This is a genomic window from Pseudomonadota bacterium (assembly GCA_010028905.1).
GTDB lineage: Bacteria > Vulcanimicrobiota > Xenobia > RGZZ01 > RGZZ01 > RGZZ01.
Genome location: RGZZ01000059.1, coordinates 1 through 16588, shown reverse-complemented (window position 1 = coordinate 16588; position 16588 = coordinate 1). Strand labels below are relative to the sequence as shown.

The window sequence follows — 16588 nt, the reverse complement described above, 5'->3', positions numbered from 1 at the left end:
GCCTGGACCGGCGCCTTGTTGTGGATCACATAGGTGTGGCTCTGTGCGGAAGCCGAGCTGAACGTGATGGACGTGATGATCAGGGCGAATGCGAGATGACGCACGAGACGTCCCTCCGACAGCTGGGATCACCCTGGCGGCCAGCTGAACGCACGCTTTCCCATCAGATGGAAATGCACGTGGAACACCGACTGACCCGCGGGCGCCTTGCAGTTGTTGACCAGGCGGAACCCGTCGCTCAGGCCGATCTTCTCTGCAATGGAAGGCATCTTTACGAGAAGGTGCCCCATGAGATCCTTCTCCTGCTCTGTGACGGCGGAGAGGTCGACGATGTGCCGGCGGGGGATGACCAGCACGTGCACGGGGGCCTGGGGATGCACGTCGTGAAACGCCATGATCTCCGTGTCTTCATAGACGACGCGGGCCGGTATCGTGCCGGCGGAGATCTTGCAGAACAGGCAGTCGGTCATCGGCGTCCTCCGCTGAGCTCGAGCAGGTGTCTGGCCCCCGTCACGTTGAGGGCCCCCTCGATGATGTAGCGCCCCTCTTCGACCGGTTCGTTCTGGGCGTTCACCTGCGGCCACTCCACGCTGTACGAGATGGTCTCGCCGGGCTTGAGCTCGCGGGTGTGACGCTCCGCCCCGCCGGGGTGGGACGCCGAGTACTGCCAGACCTTGAACGGCACGGTGGCCAGCCAGAGGTTCACGTCGCGCTTCACGATGACGTCGAACTCGAGCGTGCTGTCGAAGGTCAGCTTCGTGACCTCTTGGGAGATGTTCTTCACCGTCAGCTTCACCGGCACGGGTTTGCCTGGGCCGAATGTGGTGTTCGGCATGCTCAGGCTGCAGTGGATGTTCCCGAACACGCCTTCCGCTTCCGCGTGGAGGGAGCGGGCCGTGTAGCGGTTCAGGACAATGAAGAAGACAGCCACCGCTGCGAGCAGGATGGCGCCGAACGTGATGGCTTCTTTCTTCGGATCTCGAACAACTCGACGTTTCAGCATCGTTTACGGCGGTGTGGGGTTATGATAGAATGAACGCTCTTGACCCCGCCCTCCGCGAGCCCTCTCGCAGATGGCCGGGCACAGGGTGCGTCCCAGCAGTTCTTCCTGTGCGTGAGGTTGCCTTCCTGCAGGGCCGAACCTCGAATGGGAACGAGAAGGAGCCTGACATGACCAGATGGCGGCAAGCGGCGGGAACTCTCGTGTGCGCGGTGGCGCTTCTCCTGGGCTGCCGCCCGGGCACGGCCCTGGCCGACGTGCGGGGCATGGTGATCCGGGTCCAGGGCGATCAGGTTGTGGTGAATCTCGGTCTGCAGAAGGGGCTCCAGCCAGGGCAGAAGCTCTACGTCTACAACGCGCTGGGGAGCCCGGTGGCCACGGTGCAGGTCTCTCAGGTCGATGAGAGCAGCTCGGTGGTGCAGATCGTCAGCATGGAGCCCGGGGCCGCGCTGACGCTGGGCAACCAGGTTTCAGACGCGCCCTACAGCCCCGTTCCGATTGCCGCCAGGCCTTCCGAGACAACGGGTGGCAGCGGGGTGGCAAGCGTCTCGACGCCCGCCACCTCCGCGGTGGCCCCCGCTTCGTCGAAGCTCTCGCCCGACGGTCGACCGGTCGACGCGGTCAAGGCGTTTGCCGCCGCGCTCAAGACGAACACCCAGATGTACGCCTTCCAGGGGGGCAAGGGCGGCTCGGTCAAGATCAGCGTGTTCGACGTGCTCAACTTCGCAAGCACCCTCGGGGTCGGCCCCGGAGGCTCTCACGGTCTGATCATCAATCCCTGGCTCATCACGTCCACGGCGTGGGACACGTACTCTGGGTACCAGGCGAGCGCCAAGGCCAACCAGCGCGCCCGCTCGTACATCCAGGTGGTCTACTGGGATGCCGCCCTCTCGTCGGCCTATGCAGACTACTACCTGTTCAAGGAGAACGTCACTGATCCGATGCGGCGCGACGAGATGCGCCGCACCGTGCTCGCGCAGAAGGGGGTGCAGACGAGCGCGGTGTTCCAGGTCAAGATCCGCAACGCAGGGCCAGGCGCGCTGCAGCTGCAGCCGTTCGACTGGCACTGCTACATGATCGACCCCCAGGGCAATCGGGTGAAGGCAGAGCGCTTCGATGAGATACTCGACAAGGCGCTCAACCCAGGCCAGGAGGTCGATGGGTACATCTACTTCCCCCGGCGCGATCCGATGGGGAAGTCGTATGTTGCCGATCCACCCACGCTGCTCATCGAAGATGTGTTCGGTGAGCGCGCAGTGCTGAAGTTCACGAAGCCCGATGGCGCGTCTGCTTCGTCGCAGCCCTCAGGGTCCGGGCAAGGCGCCACGCAGAGCCGGCCTTCGTCTTCAGAGAGCTGGTAGGGGGCACACAGGAGGCTCGCTGACGTCGGCGGTCTTTCCGCGGAGTGTTAGAACTTGATATGAGTCGGCTCAAGTATATTGACAGTGGTTATGTCAGAAAATATACTGGGCTCAGACTCAAAGGAGGTTCTTCCCCGTGGCCGACGAGACCCTGTCAGACAACACCGAGGAAGCGCAGATCGCTTCTTCCGATGAGGCGAAGGCAGACGCCGACAAGCCGCGGAACGAATCGGACGCGTCGCCTGATCGCGCGCTCGCCGAGGTGGAGGGGCCCGAGTGCGAGCTCGAGCGCCTGCGCGCGACGGTTGACGCGCAGGCGCAGAAGATTGGCATCCTCGACGAGCAAATCCTGCGTCTTCGCGCAGATTACGAGAATGCAAGCCGCCGCCATCAGAACATGATGGAGGCCGAGAAGCTGCGTGCCCGTGAGGGTGTCGTCAAGGGCGTGCTGCCACTGGTCGACAATCTCGAGCGCGCGGTGGCCGCGGCAGATACCACGGGGAACGTGCAGGCGCTCACCGAGGGGCTGCGGCTCATCATCCGCCAGATGGGCGACCTGCTGACGCGGGAAGGGGTGACCGAGATCGACGCGACCGGTCTCCTCGACCCCAGCCTTCACGAGGTGGTGCTCACCGAGGAGCGCGATGACGTGCCGGATCAGCAGATCCTCGAGACCCTCCAGAAGGGCTACCGCCTAGGGCAGAGCGTCCTTCGCGCGAGTCTCGTGAAGGTCGCCAGCAATCCCGCGGGGGTACAGGGCTAGCCCGACGCGCGAGCGCGCGCCAGCACAGCCGACCCCCACGACAGTCCAGCGCATTTCGACGCGGCGGGCCGCGTCTGCAATCCAGAATCATCAAGAAATCAGGAGGAACGAGACTCATGGGCAAGGTCGTAGGCATCGATCTCGGAACCACCAACTCAGTTGTCGCGGTGATGGAGGGCGGCAAGCCGCAGGTCATCATCAACACCGAGGGCTCGCGTCTGACGCCGTCCGTCGTCGGATTCACCAAGACGGGTGAGCGGCTCGTGGGCGAGCTGGCGAAGCGCCAGGCCGTGAGCAACCCCGACCGCACCATCGTGTCGATCAAGCGACACATGGGCACCGACTTCCGGGTTGACATCGACGACAAGAAGTACTCGCCGGAAGAGATCTCGGCGATGATTCTCTCCAAGCTCAAGAACGACGCCGAGCGCTACCTGGGTGAGAAGGTCACCCAGGCCGTGGTCACGGTTCCCGCGTACTTCAACGACTCGCAGCGTCAGGCTACCAAGAATGCCGGCACCATCGCCGGCCTCGAGGTGCTGCGCATCATCAACGAGCCCACCGCTTCCGCGCTGGCCTACGGCCTCGACAAGCAGGACCAGATGCTCACCGTGCTTGTCTTCGACCTCGGTGGTGGCACGTTCGACGTGTCCATCCTCGAGATCGGTGGCGGCGTGTTCGAGGTGAAGGCCACCGCGGGTGACACGCACCTGGGCGGCGATGACTGGGACAGCGCCATCCTGAACTACGTGGCGGGCGAGTTCCAGCGGGAGCACGGCATCGATCTGCGGGCCGATCGCATGGCTGCCCAGCGCCTGCGCGACGCTTCGGAGAAGGCCAAGATCGAGCTGTCGAGCGTCTTCCAGGCGAACATCAACCTGCCGTTCATCACGGCAGACGCCAGCGGGCCCAAGCACCTCGACATCAACATCACCCGCGCCAAGTTCGAAGAGCTCACCCGTGATCTCGTCGAGCGCTGCGCCGCCCCCACGCGTCGTGCCATCGAAGACGCCAAGCTCACCCCGCAGAAGATCGACCGCGTTCTCCTCGTGGGCGGCTCCACGCGTCTCCCGATGATCCAGGAGTTCGTCAAGAACCTGTTCGGCAAGGACCCGAGCAAGGACGTGAACCCCGATGAGTGCGTCGCGCTCGGTGCCGCGGTTCAGGGCGCCGTGCTCTCCGGCGAGGTCAAGGACGTTGTGCTGGTCGACGTCACGCCGCTCACCCTCGGTCTCGAGACGCAGGGTGGGGTGATGACGCCGCTCATCACGCGCAACACGGCCATCCCGGCGCGCAAGTCGGAGACCTTCACCACGGCCGCAGACTATCAGACCGTCGTGGAGATCCACGTGCTGCAGGGCGAGCGACCCATGGCGTCCGACAATCGCACCCTGGGCAAGTTCCATCTCAGCGACCTGCCTCCGGCCCCGCGCGGCGTCCCTCAGGTCGAGGTCACCTTCGACATCGACTCGAACGGCATCTTGAACGTGTCTGCCAAGGATCGGGCCACCGGCAAGGAGCAGAAGATCCAGATCACGGCCAGCACGAACCTCGACAAGTCCGATGTCGAGCGCATGGTGGCCGAGGCTCAGGCGCACGCGGGAGACGACGCCCGGCGCAAGGAGCTCATCGAGCTGCGCAACCGCGCAGACCAGATGGCCTACCAGGCGGAGAAGATGCTGAAGGAGGCCGAGGGCAAGATCTCGGCTGATCAGAAGCAGAAGATCGAGGAGGGCATCACGGCCCTTCGCGAGGCCCACAAAGGCGAAGATCAGGTCCGCCTCAAGGCTGAGCTCGAGAAGCTGACCCAGTCGCTGTCGGAGATTGCCACGGCGATGTATCAGGAAGCGGGCGCGGCGGCTGGTCCTGGTGGGGCCGCGGCGGGTGGCACGCAGCCGCCCAGCGACGGCGCCAAGGCTGACGCCAACGTGGTCGACGCCGAGTATCGCGTCGAGGAGTGATCGCGGCCTCCCCGCGCGAGCGGGGGGTGCCTCGATTGCTGAGGGAACCTTCTTGCGACGGGCGTCTCGGTCGTCGAGACGCCCGTCCGCGTTCCGCCCGCGAGAACGGCGGAGCCGAGGGAGATGAGCGTGATGGCCGCCGATTACTATCAGGTCCTGGGCGTCCCGCGCGACGCCAGCGAGAAGGACATCAAGATGGCCTACCGCAAGCTCGCCCGGCAGTATCACCCCGATGTGAATCGCGGTGATGTCGAGGCAGAGCGGCGGTTCAAGGAGATCAACGAGGCCTACTCCGTGCTGTCTGACGCCGACAAGCGCAAGAAGTATGACCAGTACGGTCCGATGTTCGAGCAGGCCGAGAAGATGCCGCCACCTTACGGGCGAGGCCCCGGAGGCGGCGCGCGGGTGCAGTTCGACCCGGAAGACCTGGGCGCCATGTTCGGTGGCGGGGGCGGCTTCGGAGATCTGTTCGGCCGTTTCACCCAGGGCGGCGGCTCCCGTGGAGGCTTCGACGTCAACGATCTCTTCGGCGGCGGCGCGCAGAGAGAGCCCGAGGCGCCGGCCGAGGTCACGGCAGACATCGCGCTCACGGTCGAGGAGGTCTTCGAGGGCACGCGCAAGCACCTCGAGTTCACGCGCGAGGATGTCTGCTCGCGCTGCCACGGCAGCGGCCGGACCGGTCGCTCGCTCTGCGCCGAGTGCCGGGGAGGCGGGGCTACTGCAACCCCACGCCGCATCGAGGTGACGGTGCCCAAGGGCATGCGCGAGGGCATGAAGATCCGCGTCAAGAGCGAGGGAGGCCGGGGCCCTGGAGGGCAGCTGCGTGACCTGTTCCTGGTGGTGCGCGTGGCGCCCCATCGCTTCTTCGAGGTGAAGGGGGGCGACATCCACTGCGAGGTGCCGGTGACCGTCACGGAGGCTGTCCTCGGCGCTGAGGTGCAGTGTCCGCGGGTCAAGGGAGCTCCCGCCACCATCAAGGTTCCGGCGGGCACGCAGGGCGGCATGACGCTTCGTCTCGCGGGTCAAGGCCTGCCGGCTTCTGGAGGCAAGCCCGTGGGCGACCTCTACATGAAGATCCGCATCCAGGTGCCCCAGAACCTCACCGACGAAGAGCGCTCGCTGTATCAGCGGCTCTCGAGCCTGCGCAGCGAGAACCCGAGAGCCTCCTTGATCGGAGGATAGCCGCCGTGCAAGAGCGATTCGACGACTTTGAGGGCTTCTTCTCGATCAGCGTGGTCTCAGAGATGCTCAAGCTGCATCCGCAGACCATTCGCCACTATGAGCGCCAGGGCCTCGTGCAGCCGAAGCGCACGAGTGGCAATATCCGCCTGTTCTCCATGCGCGACGTGCGCCGTCTGCGCAAGATCCACGAGTACACCTCGAGTGGCGTGAACCTTGCGGGGGTTCTCGTCATCGTCGAGCTGCTCGAGCGCATCGACCTGCTCGAGCAGCAGACGGTGCGCCCCCCGGGCCGCCGGTCGCCCGATGCGGCTTCACGGAACCGCGCGACGCCGTAGCGCCGTGCGGCGGGCCCCTCAGAGCGCCCTGAGGTCAGGCGCCTTCCGGGTCCACCCAGGGCGAACGAGGGAAAGCCGTTCGCTCGCGGAATAGGCACACTCACCATGCTCGCCTTCTTCGAACAGGTCGGCCTCTTCGTCATCCATTTCTTCGAGTTCATCGGAGGGCTGGTGAACCTGTTCCTCGAGGTCCTCTCGTGGATCTTCAAGGGGGCCGTGCGCCCGTCTCTCACGGTGAACCAGATGGCCATCCTCGGCGTCAGCTCCATCGGCATCGTCGTGGTCACGTGTTCGTTTGCGGGCATGGTCGTGGCGCTGCAGCTGGCCAACTACGCGGTGCGGTACGGCGTGGTGCAGTACGCGGGCGGCGCTGTTGCATTGTCGATGGCGCGTGAGTTTGCGCCCATGCTTTCGGCCATCGTGGTCGCGGGGCGCGCCGGATCGGCCATCACCGCCGAGATCGGTTCGATGAAGGTGACCGAGCAGATCGACGCCCTGCGCGTCATGGGCGTGAGCCCGACCCGCTATCTCGTTGTTCCGCGCTTCCTGGGGCTTCTCTGCATGATGCCGCTGCTGTCGACGTTTGCCGGACTGGGGGGCTTCCTCGGGGGTGCGTTGGTGGCCAAGGCGCAGGCCAACATCCAGTACTCGGCTTTCTTTGACTCGGCCAAGGAGAACCTCGTGGCGTGGGACATCTACGCCGGGCTCATCAAGTCGGCCATCTTCGCCTGTGAGATTGCCCTCGTCTCGTGTCTGCAGGGCCTGACGACCAAGGGGGGCGCGGCCGGCGTGGGTCGCGCCACCACAACGTCCGTGGTGAACAGCATGCTGCTCGTGTTCATCACGAACTACTTCCTCTCCGCATGGATGTTCCCCCCGAAATGACGACGTCCGCTGCGATGCCCGCCATCTCCATCAAGTCGCTGAACGTGCGGTTCGGCTCTCGTCACATCTTGAAGGACGTCACCCTCGATGTGCCGCGGGGGAGCACCCTCTGCGTGATGGGCCTCTCCGGCGCCGGGAAGAGCACGCTCATCCGCAGCGTCATCGGTCTCGTGGAGCCGGTCAGCGGTGAGATCCGGGTCAACGGCCGCGATGTGCTGCATCTGCCGGAATCCCAGCTCAACGAGATCCGCGTGAAGATCGGAATGGTGTTCCAGTCAGCGGCTCTCTTCGACTCTATGACTGTGGGCGACAACGTGGCGTTCGCGCTTCGCGAGCACAGCGAGCTGGGCGAGGAGGAGATCCAGCGCATCGTCTCCGAGAAGCTTTCTCTCGTCGATCTCGAGGGCATGGAGCATCTCTACCCTGTGCAGCTCTCCGGCGGCATGCAGAAGCGGGCCGGTGTGGCGCGCGCGCTGGCCACGGGGGCGGAGATCCTGCTCTACGACGAGCCCACCACGGGTCTCGATCCCATCATCAGCAATGTCATCAACAACCTGATCCGCGGATTGCAGCGCCAGATGGGGGTGACGTCGATCGTGATCACCCACGATCTGAGCAGCGCCTATACCATCGCAGACCAGATTGCGTTCCTCTACGATGGCCACATCGTGGAGCAGGGGACGCCCGAGGCCTTCCAGAAGTCCACAAACCCCTACGTCGTGCAGTTCCGCGAAGGCAGCGTCACGGGTCCGATCGAGGTCTGAGGCGGTCAGGGAGCAGAAGCCCGCCTGATCGCGCCGTCACGCGCGGGCCGGAGTGTAGCATGGAAATCAGCCCAGCCGCAAAAGTAGGCATCATAACGGTTCTCGGCCTCGTGGTCCTGGGCCTCATCCTTACCTCCGTGTATTCTGGTGCGCGCATCGAGGGCACCCCGTATTACGCGCTCTTCGAGCGCGTCGAGGGCCTGGCGGTGGGCGCGCCCGTGCGCCTCGCCGGGGTGCAGGTCGGCAAGGTCACCGACATCGTCATCACCGAAGACAAGCACGTGAGGGTGCAGTTCAACATCACCTACACCCAGAACCAGCAGCCGCTCGTCATCACGCAAGGCTCCCGCTACACCATCACCAGTGATCTGCTCGGCAATCACTGGTTCGAGATCGTGCCTCGCTCTGGCGCCCAGGTCGCGGAGAAGGGCACGGTTCAGGGAACCTCGCCCGTCACGCTCGATGAGGTGATGACCAAGGGCAATGAAGCGCTCTCTGATCTCCAGGCCTCCGTCAAGGAGATCAACAAGCTGGTGGCCGATCCCGAGATGAAGCGCAACATCCGCGAGACGGTGGCGAACTTCAAGGAGCTCTCCAAGGACATGCGGGTCGCGGCGGCCAACGCCAATGCGGTCGTCACGAACCTGAACCTGCGCATCTCCACCATCAGCGGGCATCTCGATCAGACCATCGTGAGCCTGCATGGGCAGCTGGCGTCCATCGGGGGCGACTTCCAGTCTCTGGCGGCAACCCTCCGCCGCATCGGCGACCGCAGCGAGCCGGACATCCGAACCATCGTACTCAACCTGCGCGACATGTCATCGAGCGTGCGAAAGACCATGGCCCAGGTCCAGAAGCTGGTGACGAACAAGGAGATGAACGACGACGTGCTCGCCATGGTGTCGGCTCTCAAGCGAACCGCGCAGGAGCTCGAGGGGGTGGCTGCCGATGTGCGCGGCATCACGTCTGACCCGGAGATCGCCAAGGACATCAAGGACGCCGTGCGCGATGCCCGCGAGACCATGGCGGGCGCCAAGGACATCGTTCAGAGTGTGCAGAGCGTGGTGGGCGGGCTGAAGGGCGTCTCGGGCAAGGGCAAGGGAGGCTTCCGGTTCTTCGAGATGCGCTCGGAGATGGAGTACAACCTCTCGACGCAGCACCTCATGAACAACTCGCTGCTCACCGTGCTTCCGACCCTGCGCTACAACCTTCTCCTCGGCATGGATTCCATCGGCTACCAGAACCTGGTGAACGCCCAGGTGGGCTACTGGGTGAACAAGGACCAGACCGTGCGCTTGCGTGGGGGCTCGATACGCTCGAAGGTCGGCGTGGGTCTCGACACCCTCCTGTTCGAGCGCCTCAACCTCAGCGCCGATGTCTACGATCCGCGCCTCGTGAAGGTCGATTTCCTCGGCCGTCTGGCGGTGAGCACGAACCTCTATCTGATGGGTGGCGTGCGTGACGCGCTGCGCCAGTCACGGTCTCCCGTGGTTGGCGTCGGAGCGAGGTTCTGAGGTGCGCCATGGCGACGTCTGAGGACGACCAGCTGCGGCTCGCCCCAGGAACGGTGCTCGACAGCCGCTATCGCATCGTGGCGCCCATCAAGGCGGGCGGCATGGGGGCTGTCTACAGGGCGGTCGACCTCGAGGTGGGCGAGAAGACGTGCGCCATCAAGGAGATGCTCGACCAGTTCGAATCGCCCTCTGACCGGCAGGCGGGCATCGATCGCTTCCTGCGCGAGATCCAGGTCATGGAACATATGGCCCACGCCAACATCCCGCGCGTGACCGATCACTTCGTCGAGAACAACAACTTCTATTTCGTGATGGAGTTCATCGAGGGCATCGACCTGTCCACCATCCTCAAGGAGCAGGGTTCGCCCGGGTTGCCGTGGGAGCGTGCCGTCGAGTGGGGCATCCAGGTGTGCGACGCGCTTTCTTATACCCACAGCCTCAAGCCCGAGCCGGTGGTGCATCGCGACATCAAGCCGTCAAACCTGATGCTGCGCCATTCCGATGGTCGCATCCTCATCGTCGACTTCGGCATCGCGCGCGTCACGAATCCCGGGCCCAATCTGTGGATCGGCACCCGCGAGTACGCGCCTCCGGAGCAGCAGCTGAGAAAGCACATTCCATGCTCTGACCTCTTCGCGCTCGGGGTGACGATGCACGAGCTCATCACGGGAGCCAAGCCCGACGGGTTCTACATTGAGAGCTTCGAGGAGATGGGGCGCACCGATCTGCCGGCGTCTCTCTGGGAGGCGCTGCGTCACGCGCTGCAGCTGAATCCGGACTACCGCTACCAGACCGCCACCGACATGCGCGACGCGCTCATCCGCACCCTTGGCTACACCCCGCATGTGGCCCACGACGAGGGCTTCGCGTTCAGCGAGAAGGTGCAGCGCCTCAAGGACGTGGCCATCGAGCCGCCCTTGCGCCTGCTCATCTCACGCTACGGCAATGAGTGTCACACCCCTCACCTTCCACGAAAGCTCGAGCGCCTGGTGTTCACCCTGGGCGCTGAGACGCCGTTTCAGCTGATCATCCAGGTCAATGAGCCGAATGGGTGCATCGACTTCGTCGAGCGTCAGGGCATTCTCGACCCCGTGTCGCTCGGGGCTGTGGCGCCGGACGACGAAGCGGCCCAGGAGCAGGTCAAGCGCTTGATCGATCTCTTCGTGCGCGACTATGAGTCATTCAAGAACGCGAACTGGCAGCTGATGTTCTGACGTGAGCGAGCAAGACGCCAGGGGCTTGGCCGACCAGCTCAAGGGAGGGCGTTCGGCGCTCACGCCGGCGCTCGAAGGGGCGTTCGTTGCAGGGGGAGGGGCTGCCATCAAGGCGCTCGTCGCGATCATCAGCGATGAGACGCTGCTTGCGGCATCTGAACCCGAGGGGTGGGCGCCCATCCACGCGGTGCGCCTGCTCGCGCGGCTGCGGGCCTACGAGGCGATTCCCGCGCTCACACGCATCCTCGACGGCGCGGAGGACGATGACCTCGTGAGCGCCGAGGTGGCGCAGGCCCTTCGAACGCTTGGCACTGCCGCTCTCCCGTCTGTTGCCCGTTTCATCGCGCACACCGAGAACCCGTGCGGCAGGGCCCTGGCCCTGGAGGTGGTGGCCAACCTGCGGCTCGATGGGGTGAGCCTGGAGACCTTCACCGAGGTGAGGGAGGTGCTCGAGCGGCTGCTGCTCGAGACCGATGAGCCGGGCCTGAGGGTCGTGCTCGTCGAGTATCTCGGCGAGATCGGCAGCCTGAGCAGCGCGCAGACGTTGCTCTCGGCGGTCGAGCGCCCAATGCTCACCGCGCGTGAGTACGATGCGCTGCGCGACGCGCTCGAGCGCATGGGGGTCGTCTGCCCAGACCTGTACTTCGACGCGGAGGGAAAGGGATATCCCCTCGATGACGAGAAACTGCCCCGCTGCCGCGCCTGCGCCGCCCGCATGATCGTAGATGCATCCGGCGATCTGGTGCATCCCGGCTCGGCGTGCGGGGGGCGCGCTGCCGATGGTCGGATCGAGAGGTGAACGTCTTGGATAAATCCATCGACAAGCTCACGGGGCTTCTCGTGAAGAGCGAGTTCCAGGATCGGTTGACGCACGAGGTGCAGCGGGCGAAGCGATATCAGCGCCCGCTCACGCTTCTCGTCATCGAGGTCGACTGGACCTACTTCGAGAAGGAGATCAACATCCGGGCCATCATGCCCTACACGATCTTCAAGCAGCTGGGCCCCATCATCACGCGCCAGCTGCGCACCGTAGATTTTGCCGGCCGCATGGCTGGCGAGACGTTCAGCGCGATGCTGCCCGAGACGCCGCTCTCCGGCGCCTTCATCGCCGCCGATCGCCTGCGGGCCGCGATCGAGTCGCATGAGTTCATCGGCGACGACGTGGAGGGCCGGCTGCGCGTGGCCATCAACGTCGGCGTGGCCAGCTTCCCCGAGCACGGCCGTGACGCCGACGAGCTCGCTTCCACGGCCAACAAGGCATTGCTGATGTGCCGCGCCGAGGGAGGCAACAAGGCGATTGTGTATCCTCAAGAGCTCTACAAGGCCTCCGAGGTCTTCTGGTTCCCGCCGGGCGCCGCTCCGGCGCCTGCGGATGCAGGGGGCGCCCCCACTGCTGAGGAAGTGCCGCCACCCGCCCCGCAGCAGGACTGAAGGGCCCGTTGTTGAAGTATTTTCACTACAGGGCCGCGCTGTACGCGGGGAAACGCCCGAAGGTAGTGTGACGCTTGGTCTCGTCGTATCTCCCCTACATCGCCGTCTGGCTCACCGGTCTGGTCATCACGGCTTTGCTCTGCCCATTGGTGTACCGTCTCGCCACGCGCATGGGCGTCATCGATCTGCCTGATGCTCGCAAGGTGCACTCCGACCCGATTCCCCGCTGGGGTGGTGTGGCCATCGCGCTCAGCTTCTACTTCACCACAGGCTTTGCGCTGTGGTGGTCGTTGGGCGAGTCGGTCTCTCCGGTGGCCCGCTTCGTCGGTGGGGTCACGGGTGCGTTGAGCGGCGCGGGTGACCAGCTTCCCAGCGATCTCGCCGCACGCTCGACGCTCTTCGGTCTTCTCTGTGGCGGCGCCCTCATGGTGCTGCTGGGCATGGTCGACGACGTTCTGGCCCTGCCGGCCAAGGCCAAGCTCGCTGGTCAGATCGTGATCGCCTGCGTCTTCGTGTACTTCGGCATCCAGATCAGCTTCTTCAGCCATCTGCAGCACGGCATCGTGTACCTTCCGGAGTGGGCGGCCCGCGTCATCACGGTCATCTGGATCATCGGCCTGACGAACGCGGTAAATCTCCTCGATGGCCTCGACGGCCTGCTCTCGGGTGTGTCTGGCATCTCCGCGGCCTTCCTCTGCGTGGTCTCGCTGATGAAGGGCCAGGTTCTGGTGGCGCTCCTGCTGGCGGCGCTGAGCGGCTCGGCCTTCGGATTTCTTCGCTACAACTTCAATCCGGCCCGGATGTTCATGGGCGACACGGGAAGTCTCTTCCTCGGGAGCATGTTCGCGTGTCTGTCGATCATGGGGGCGCTGAAGATCTCGGCGACCCTTGCGCTGCTGGTTCCGGTCTTCATCATGGGGCTTCCCATCGCAGACACGGCCTGGGCCATCATCCGGCGGGCCGCCAATGGGCGTCCCATCTTCCAGGCAGACAAAGAGCATCTGCACCATCGCCTGCTCAGTCTCGGACTCTCGCAGCGTCAGGCTGTGGCCGTGATCTGGATGGTCAATGGCATGCTCGGCCTGCTCGGCGTCATTCTCGCCTACACGGTACGATAGGAGCCTTCTCACGTGTCACGCATCAAGGTCATGAGCATCTTCGGAACCCGCCCGGAGGCCATCAAGATGGCTCCCGTGGTGAAGGCGCTCGAAGCCGACGAGCGCTTCGAGTCGCGTGTCTGCGTGACGGCGCAGCATCGCGAGATGCTCGATCAGGTTCTGGCCCTCTTCGACATCAAGCCCGAGCGCGATCTCGGGATCATGCAGGCCAACCAGACGCTCACGCAGATCACCCAGCGCGCGCTCGAGGGCGTCGAACAGGTTCTTGCCGAGGAGCGCCCGCACATGATCCTCGTGCAGGGCGATACCACCACGGCCTTTGCCGCCACGCTGGCCGCGTTCTACCAGAAGATCGGCGTGGGCCACGTCGAGGCGGGCCTTCGCACCGACGAGATCTATGACCCGTTCCCGGAAGAGATGAACCGTCGCATGATCACCGTGCTCGCCGACGTGCATCTGCCGCCGACCCAGGCGTCCCGGACCAATCTCCTGGCGTGCGGCGTCCCGGCGGAGCGCATCTATCTCACGGGCAACACGGTCATCGACGCCATGCAGCACATCCTCACCCACGGCGACGGCGCCCTTCCGCCGGAGGTCGAGTCTGGGGGGCGGCGGCGCCGTCTCATTCTCGTCGAGACGCATCGTCGCGAGAACCTCGGGGCGCCCATGGCCTCGGTGTGCCGCGCCATCGCACGCATCGTGGCCGACTTCGATGATGTGGAGGTCGCCTTCAGCGTGCATCGCAACCCCAAGGTGCGCGAGGTGGTCATGCCCGCGCTCAGCGGCATGCCGCGGGTTCATCTGCTCGAGCCCATGGACTATGCGGTGCTGGTGCGCCTGATGAAGGAATCGTATCTGGTGCTCACCGACAGCGGCGGCATTCAAGAGGAAGCGCCGTCACTGGGCGTTCCCGCGCTCGTTCTTCGCAAGACCACCGAGCGCCCCGAGGGGGTGGAGGCCGGAAATGCCCGTCTCGTCGGCACCGACGAGGGCGTGGTCTACGAGCAGGCCGCGCGGCTCCTCTCGAACAGGGAAGAGTACCTGAAGATGAGCCAGGCGGCCAACCCGTATGGCGATGGGCTGTCGTCGGCCCGCGTGGTGGGGGCTCTGGCCCATCACTTCAAGCTTCAGGGAAGCCGTCCGGATGAGTTCACGCCGCGGCCCGTGGTGGGCGCGCGATAGCCGGGAGGCGCGTCTTGAATGACAAGGACCGAGAGGGCGTCGACGGAACCGACGCCTTGCAGAAGCGCATCGAGGCGCTGAGAGAGCAGCAGCACGAGAAACCGAGCAGCGAAGGGGCCTCCCTTGCCCACGCCGTGACCCTCTTCATGAGCATGGGGTTCTCATTTGTCGGCGCCCTGGTGGCGGCGATCATGCTCGGAGGGTGGATGGCCAAGCGAACCGGGCAAGAGTACTGGTATCTCATCGGAATCGCGGTGGGGCTTGCGAGCGGCATCAGCGTGGTGTGGCGTCTCCTGCGGCCGCTCATGAAGAGCACGCGATGACAGCGGCGCGGCTGCTGGCGCTGGTGGTCGGCTTGGTCGTGGCCGCGGGGTACTTTCGGGTCTTTCACGCGGTCGTGCGCAAAGGCCTCGCCAAGGGGCAGGTGGGGCGCTTCGCCTTCATCGCCGGGGTGGGGGTTCGCCAGCTCGGACTCGCGTCGGTCATCGCCGCTCTCTGGAAGCTGGGTCTCGACTGGGCCTGGCTCATCGGGGGGCTGCTGCTCGGCGTGATGGGCTACCGCCTCCTGCTGCTGCGTGGCTGGCCTGCGACCGGCGAGCAGCACGCATTCTCGGTCACCGATGAGAGCGCCCCGCTGACCGGACGTTAACAAAACTGTTGCAAACCCATCTTTCGCCGGGGGAAGGAGATGTGGTTCAATGCGCGTATTGTTTCGCAACTTCGGAGTCTTGTGAAGAATTTCTCAAAGTGGGAGCCTCTGGTATTATGTGGTTTCTAGCCGCAGCGGAAGGCGCGGCCGAAGGCGGCGGCCTGGTCACGTTCACGCCACCTGGTCTCGAGGACTGGGTCATCATCGGCTGGACGTGGGCTGCCATGCTGGTGATCCTGGTCATCGCCTCGCTTGCCCGCGCCGCCTGGAACGAGAAGGCGCCCGGTGGCTGGGCGGGCATGTTCGAGCACATCTATCACTGGGTTGCTGGTCTTGCCAACGGCATGATGGGTCCTGTGGGGCGGAACTACGTCCCCTTCACCATGACCATCTTCTTGTTGCTCCTTGTGAGCAACTGGTTCGGCCTTCTCCCCGGCTTCGGCGCAGGGGTCACCGTGGGGCTCACCTGGTCGATGGCGCCCAAACCCGCCGAGAAGAAGGCGGAGGGGGAAGCGCACGGCGAGCAGCCGGCCGAGGCGGCACACGAGGCAACCCACGAGGCGGAGCCCGTGGGGCTGCTCGAGTCGCCCACCAGCAACCTCAACACCACGCTGGCCATGGCCCTCGTGGCCTTTCTCTCGTTCACCTTCTTCGGTCTGCACGAGCACTATCGAAGTGTGCGCGAAGGCGGCCATCACAGCCACGGCGACGACCACGGTCACGGCCCCGTCGAGGTCGCCGACACGGGCAACGGTCCTCACGATGTGGAGGCCCGTGGGCGCGATCCCATCAGCTCTGTGGTCCTCGGCTTCGTGAGCTGGCTCAGTCACTTCGTGCAGCCCACGCCGATGCTCTGGAACTCGATGGAAGGGGCCATGAAGTACCTGCTGGTGCCGCCCATGTGCCTGCTCTTCATCGGTCTCAACATCGTCGAAGAGCTTGCCCGCGTCATCTCGCTCACCCTGCGTCTCTTCGGCAACATCGCCGGCGAGCACCAGGTGAAGGTCGGATTGTTCATCGTCATGGGGGTCTTCGGAGGAATGGCCATGACCGGCCTCCAGGAGAACCTCTTCATGGCGGGCACCAACGGTATCCTCAGTGTGGTCATCTGGGGGATCAGCGTCTTCGTGACACTGATCGGCAGCCTGGCCGGCTTCGTGCAGGCCATGGTGTTCATGCTGCTGACCATGTCCTACATTTCGCACGCGGTGGCGTTGGAGCACTGACCC

The 16588-nt window shown here is 64.8% G+C and carries 18 protein-coding genes; 16 read left to right on the top strand and 2 right to left on the bottom strand.

Annotation, left to right across the window (positions count from 1 at the left end):
• Positions 1-128 precede the first annotated feature (128 nt).
• Positions 129-470 (bottom strand): histidine triad nucleotide-binding protein, encoded by a 342-nt coding sequence (locus tag EB084_06655; GenBank protein ID NDD27928.1) that lies wholly within the window; start codon positions 468-470, stop codon positions 129-131.
• On the bottom strand, positions 467-1003 hold the full coding sequence (locus tag EB084_06650; GenBank protein ID NDD27927.1) for a hypothetical protein: 537 nt from the start codon (positions 1001-1003) through the stop codon (positions 467-469). The genes EB084_06655 and EB084_06650 overlap by 4 nt, the downstream gene beginning before the upstream one ends.
• Positions 1004-1110: 107 nt before the next feature.
• Between EB084_06650 and EB084_06645 the strand changes: the two genes are divergently transcribed.
• From EB084_06645 to EB084_06570, 16 genes are all read left to right on the top strand, one after another.
• Positions 1111-2361, top strand: a complete 1251-nt coding sequence (locus EB084_06645; GenBank protein ID NDD27926.1) for a hypothetical protein — start codon at positions 1111-1113, stop codon at positions 2359-2361.
• Positions 2362-2461: 100 nt separating this feature from the next.
• Positions 2462-3124: a nucleotide exchange factor GrpE gene (locus tag EB084_06640; GenBank protein NDD27925.1), complete on the top strand. Its 663-nt coding sequence runs from the start codon at positions 2462-2464 to the stop codon at positions 3122-3124.
• A gap of 116 nt (positions 3125-3240) precedes the next feature.
• Positions 3241-5085, top strand: coding sequence for a molecular chaperone DnaK (gene dnaK, locus EB084_06635; GenBank protein ID NDD27924.1), 1845 nt, complete (start codon positions 3241-3243; stop codon positions 5083-5085).
• A 132-nt stretch (positions 5086-5217) separates the two neighbouring features.
• Positions 5218-6267 (top strand): J domain-containing protein, encoded by a 1050-nt coding sequence (locus EB084_06630; protein ID NDD27923.1) that lies wholly within the window; start codon positions 5218-5220, stop codon positions 6265-6267.
• A gap of 5 nt (positions 6268-6272) precedes the next feature.
• Positions 6273-6602: a MerR family transcriptional regulator gene (locus tag EB084_06625; GenBank protein NDD27922.1), complete on the top strand. Its 330-nt coding sequence runs from the start codon at positions 6273-6275 to the stop codon at positions 6600-6602.
• A 105-nt stretch (positions 6603-6707) separates the two neighbouring features.
• Positions 6708-7487, top strand: coding sequence for an ABC transporter permease (locus EB084_06620; protein NDD27921.1), 780 nt, complete (start codon positions 6708-6710; stop codon positions 7485-7487).
• Between the two features lie 14 nt (positions 7488-7501).
• The gene (locus tag EB084_06615; protein NDD27920.1) at positions 7502-8251 is read left to right on the top strand and encodes an ABC transporter ATP-binding protein; all 750 of its coding nucleotides are present in this window, start codon (positions 7502-7504) and stop codon (positions 8249-8251) included.
• A gap of 59 nt (positions 8252-8310) precedes the next feature.
• On the top strand, positions 8311-9765 hold the full coding sequence (locus tag EB084_06610) for an MCE family protein (GenBank protein ID NDD27919.1): 1455 nt from the start codon (positions 8311-8313) through the stop codon (positions 9763-9765).
• Between the two features lie 8 nt (positions 9766-9773).
• Positions 9774-10979, top strand: coding sequence for a serine/threonine protein kinase (locus EB084_06605; protein NDD27918.1), 1206 nt, complete (start codon positions 9774-9776; stop codon positions 10977-10979).
• 1 nt (position 10980) lies between these two features.
• Positions 10981-11778 carry a hypothetical protein gene (locus EB084_06600; GenBank protein NDD27917.1) on the top strand — a complete coding sequence of 266 codons (798 nt, stop codon included), beginning with the start codon at positions 10981-10983 and terminating at the stop codon, positions 11776-11778.
• Positions 11673-12410 (top strand): GGDEF domain-containing protein, encoded by a 738-nt coding sequence (locus EB084_06595; GenBank protein NDD27916.1) that lies wholly within the window; start codon positions 11673-11675, stop codon positions 12408-12410. The genes EB084_06600 and EB084_06595 overlap by 106 nt, the downstream gene beginning before the upstream one ends.
• A gap of 74 nt (positions 12411-12484) precedes the next feature.
• A complete protein-coding gene (locus EB084_06590) occupies positions 12485-13528 on the top strand; it encodes an undecaprenyl/decaprenyl-phosphate alpha-N-acetylglucosaminyl 1-phosphate transferase (GenBank protein ID NDD27915.1) in 1044 nt (347 codons plus the stop codon).
• Between the two features lie 30 nt (positions 13529-13558).
• Positions 13559-14710: a UDP-N-acetylglucosamine 2-epimerase (non-hydrolyzing) gene (locus EB084_06585; GenBank protein ID NDD27914.1), complete on the top strand. Its 1152-nt coding sequence runs from the start codon at positions 13559-13561 to the stop codon at positions 14708-14710.
• 14 nt (positions 14711-14724) lie between these two features.
• Positions 14725-15033: an AtpZ/AtpI family protein gene (locus EB084_06580; GenBank protein NDD27913.1), complete on the top strand. Its 309-nt coding sequence runs from the start codon at positions 14725-14727 to the stop codon at positions 15031-15033.
• Complete coding sequence (locus EB084_06575; protein NDD27912.1) at positions 15030-15359, top strand: hypothetical protein; 330 nt, start codon at positions 15030-15032, stop codon at positions 15357-15359. The genes EB084_06580 and EB084_06575 overlap by 4 nt, the downstream gene beginning before the upstream one ends.
• Positions 15360-15475: 116 nt before the next feature.
• The gene (locus EB084_06570) at positions 15476-16585 is read left to right on the top strand and encodes a F0F1 ATP synthase subunit A (protein NDD27911.1); all 1110 of its coding nucleotides are present in this window, start codon (positions 15476-15478) and stop codon (positions 16583-16585) included.
• The last annotated feature ends 3 nt before the right edge of the window (positions 16586-16588 follow it).

Coding starts and splice junctions, on each gene's coding strand:
- dnaK (NDD27924.1), top strand. CDS start 3,241: ATGGGCAAGGTCGTAGGCATCGATCTCGGAACCACCAACTCAGTTGTC.
- EB084_06650 (NDD27927.1), bottom strand. CDS start 1,003: ATGCTGAAACGTCGAGTTGTTCGAGATCCGAAGAAAGAAGCCATCACG.
- EB084_06585 (NDD27914.1), top strand. CDS start 13,559: ATGAGCATCTTCGGAACCCGCCCGGAGGCCATCAAGATGGCTCCCGTG.
- EB084_06570 (NDD27911.1), top strand. CDS start 15,476: ATGTGGTTTCTAGCCGCAGCGGAAGGCGCGGCCGAAGGCGGCGGCCTG.
- EB084_06610 (NDD27919.1), top strand. CDS start 8,311: ATGGAAATCAGCCCAGCCGCAAAAGTAGGCATCATAACGGTTCTCGGC.
- EB084_06620 (NDD27921.1), top strand. CDS start 6,708: ATGCTCGCCTTCTTCGAACAGGTCGGCCTCTTCGTCATCCATTTCTTC.
- EB084_06615 (NDD27920.1), top strand. CDS start 7,502: ATGCCCGCCATCTCCATCAAGTCGCTGAACGTGCGGTTCGGCTCTCGT.
- EB084_06575 (NDD27912.1), top strand. CDS start 15,030: ATGACAGCGGCGCGGCTGCTGGCGCTGGTGGTCGGCTTGGTCGTGGCC.
- EB084_06630 (NDD27923.1), top strand. CDS start 5,218: ATGGCCGCCGATTACTATCAGGTCCTGGGCGTCCCGCGCGACGCCAGC.
- EB084_06605 (NDD27918.1), top strand. CDS start 9,774: ATGGCGACGTCTGAGGACGACCAGCTGCGGCTCGCCCCAGGAACGGTG.
- EB084_06655 (NDD27928.1), bottom strand. CDS start 470: ATGACCGACTGCCTGTTCTGCAAGATCTCCGCCGGCACGATACCGGCC.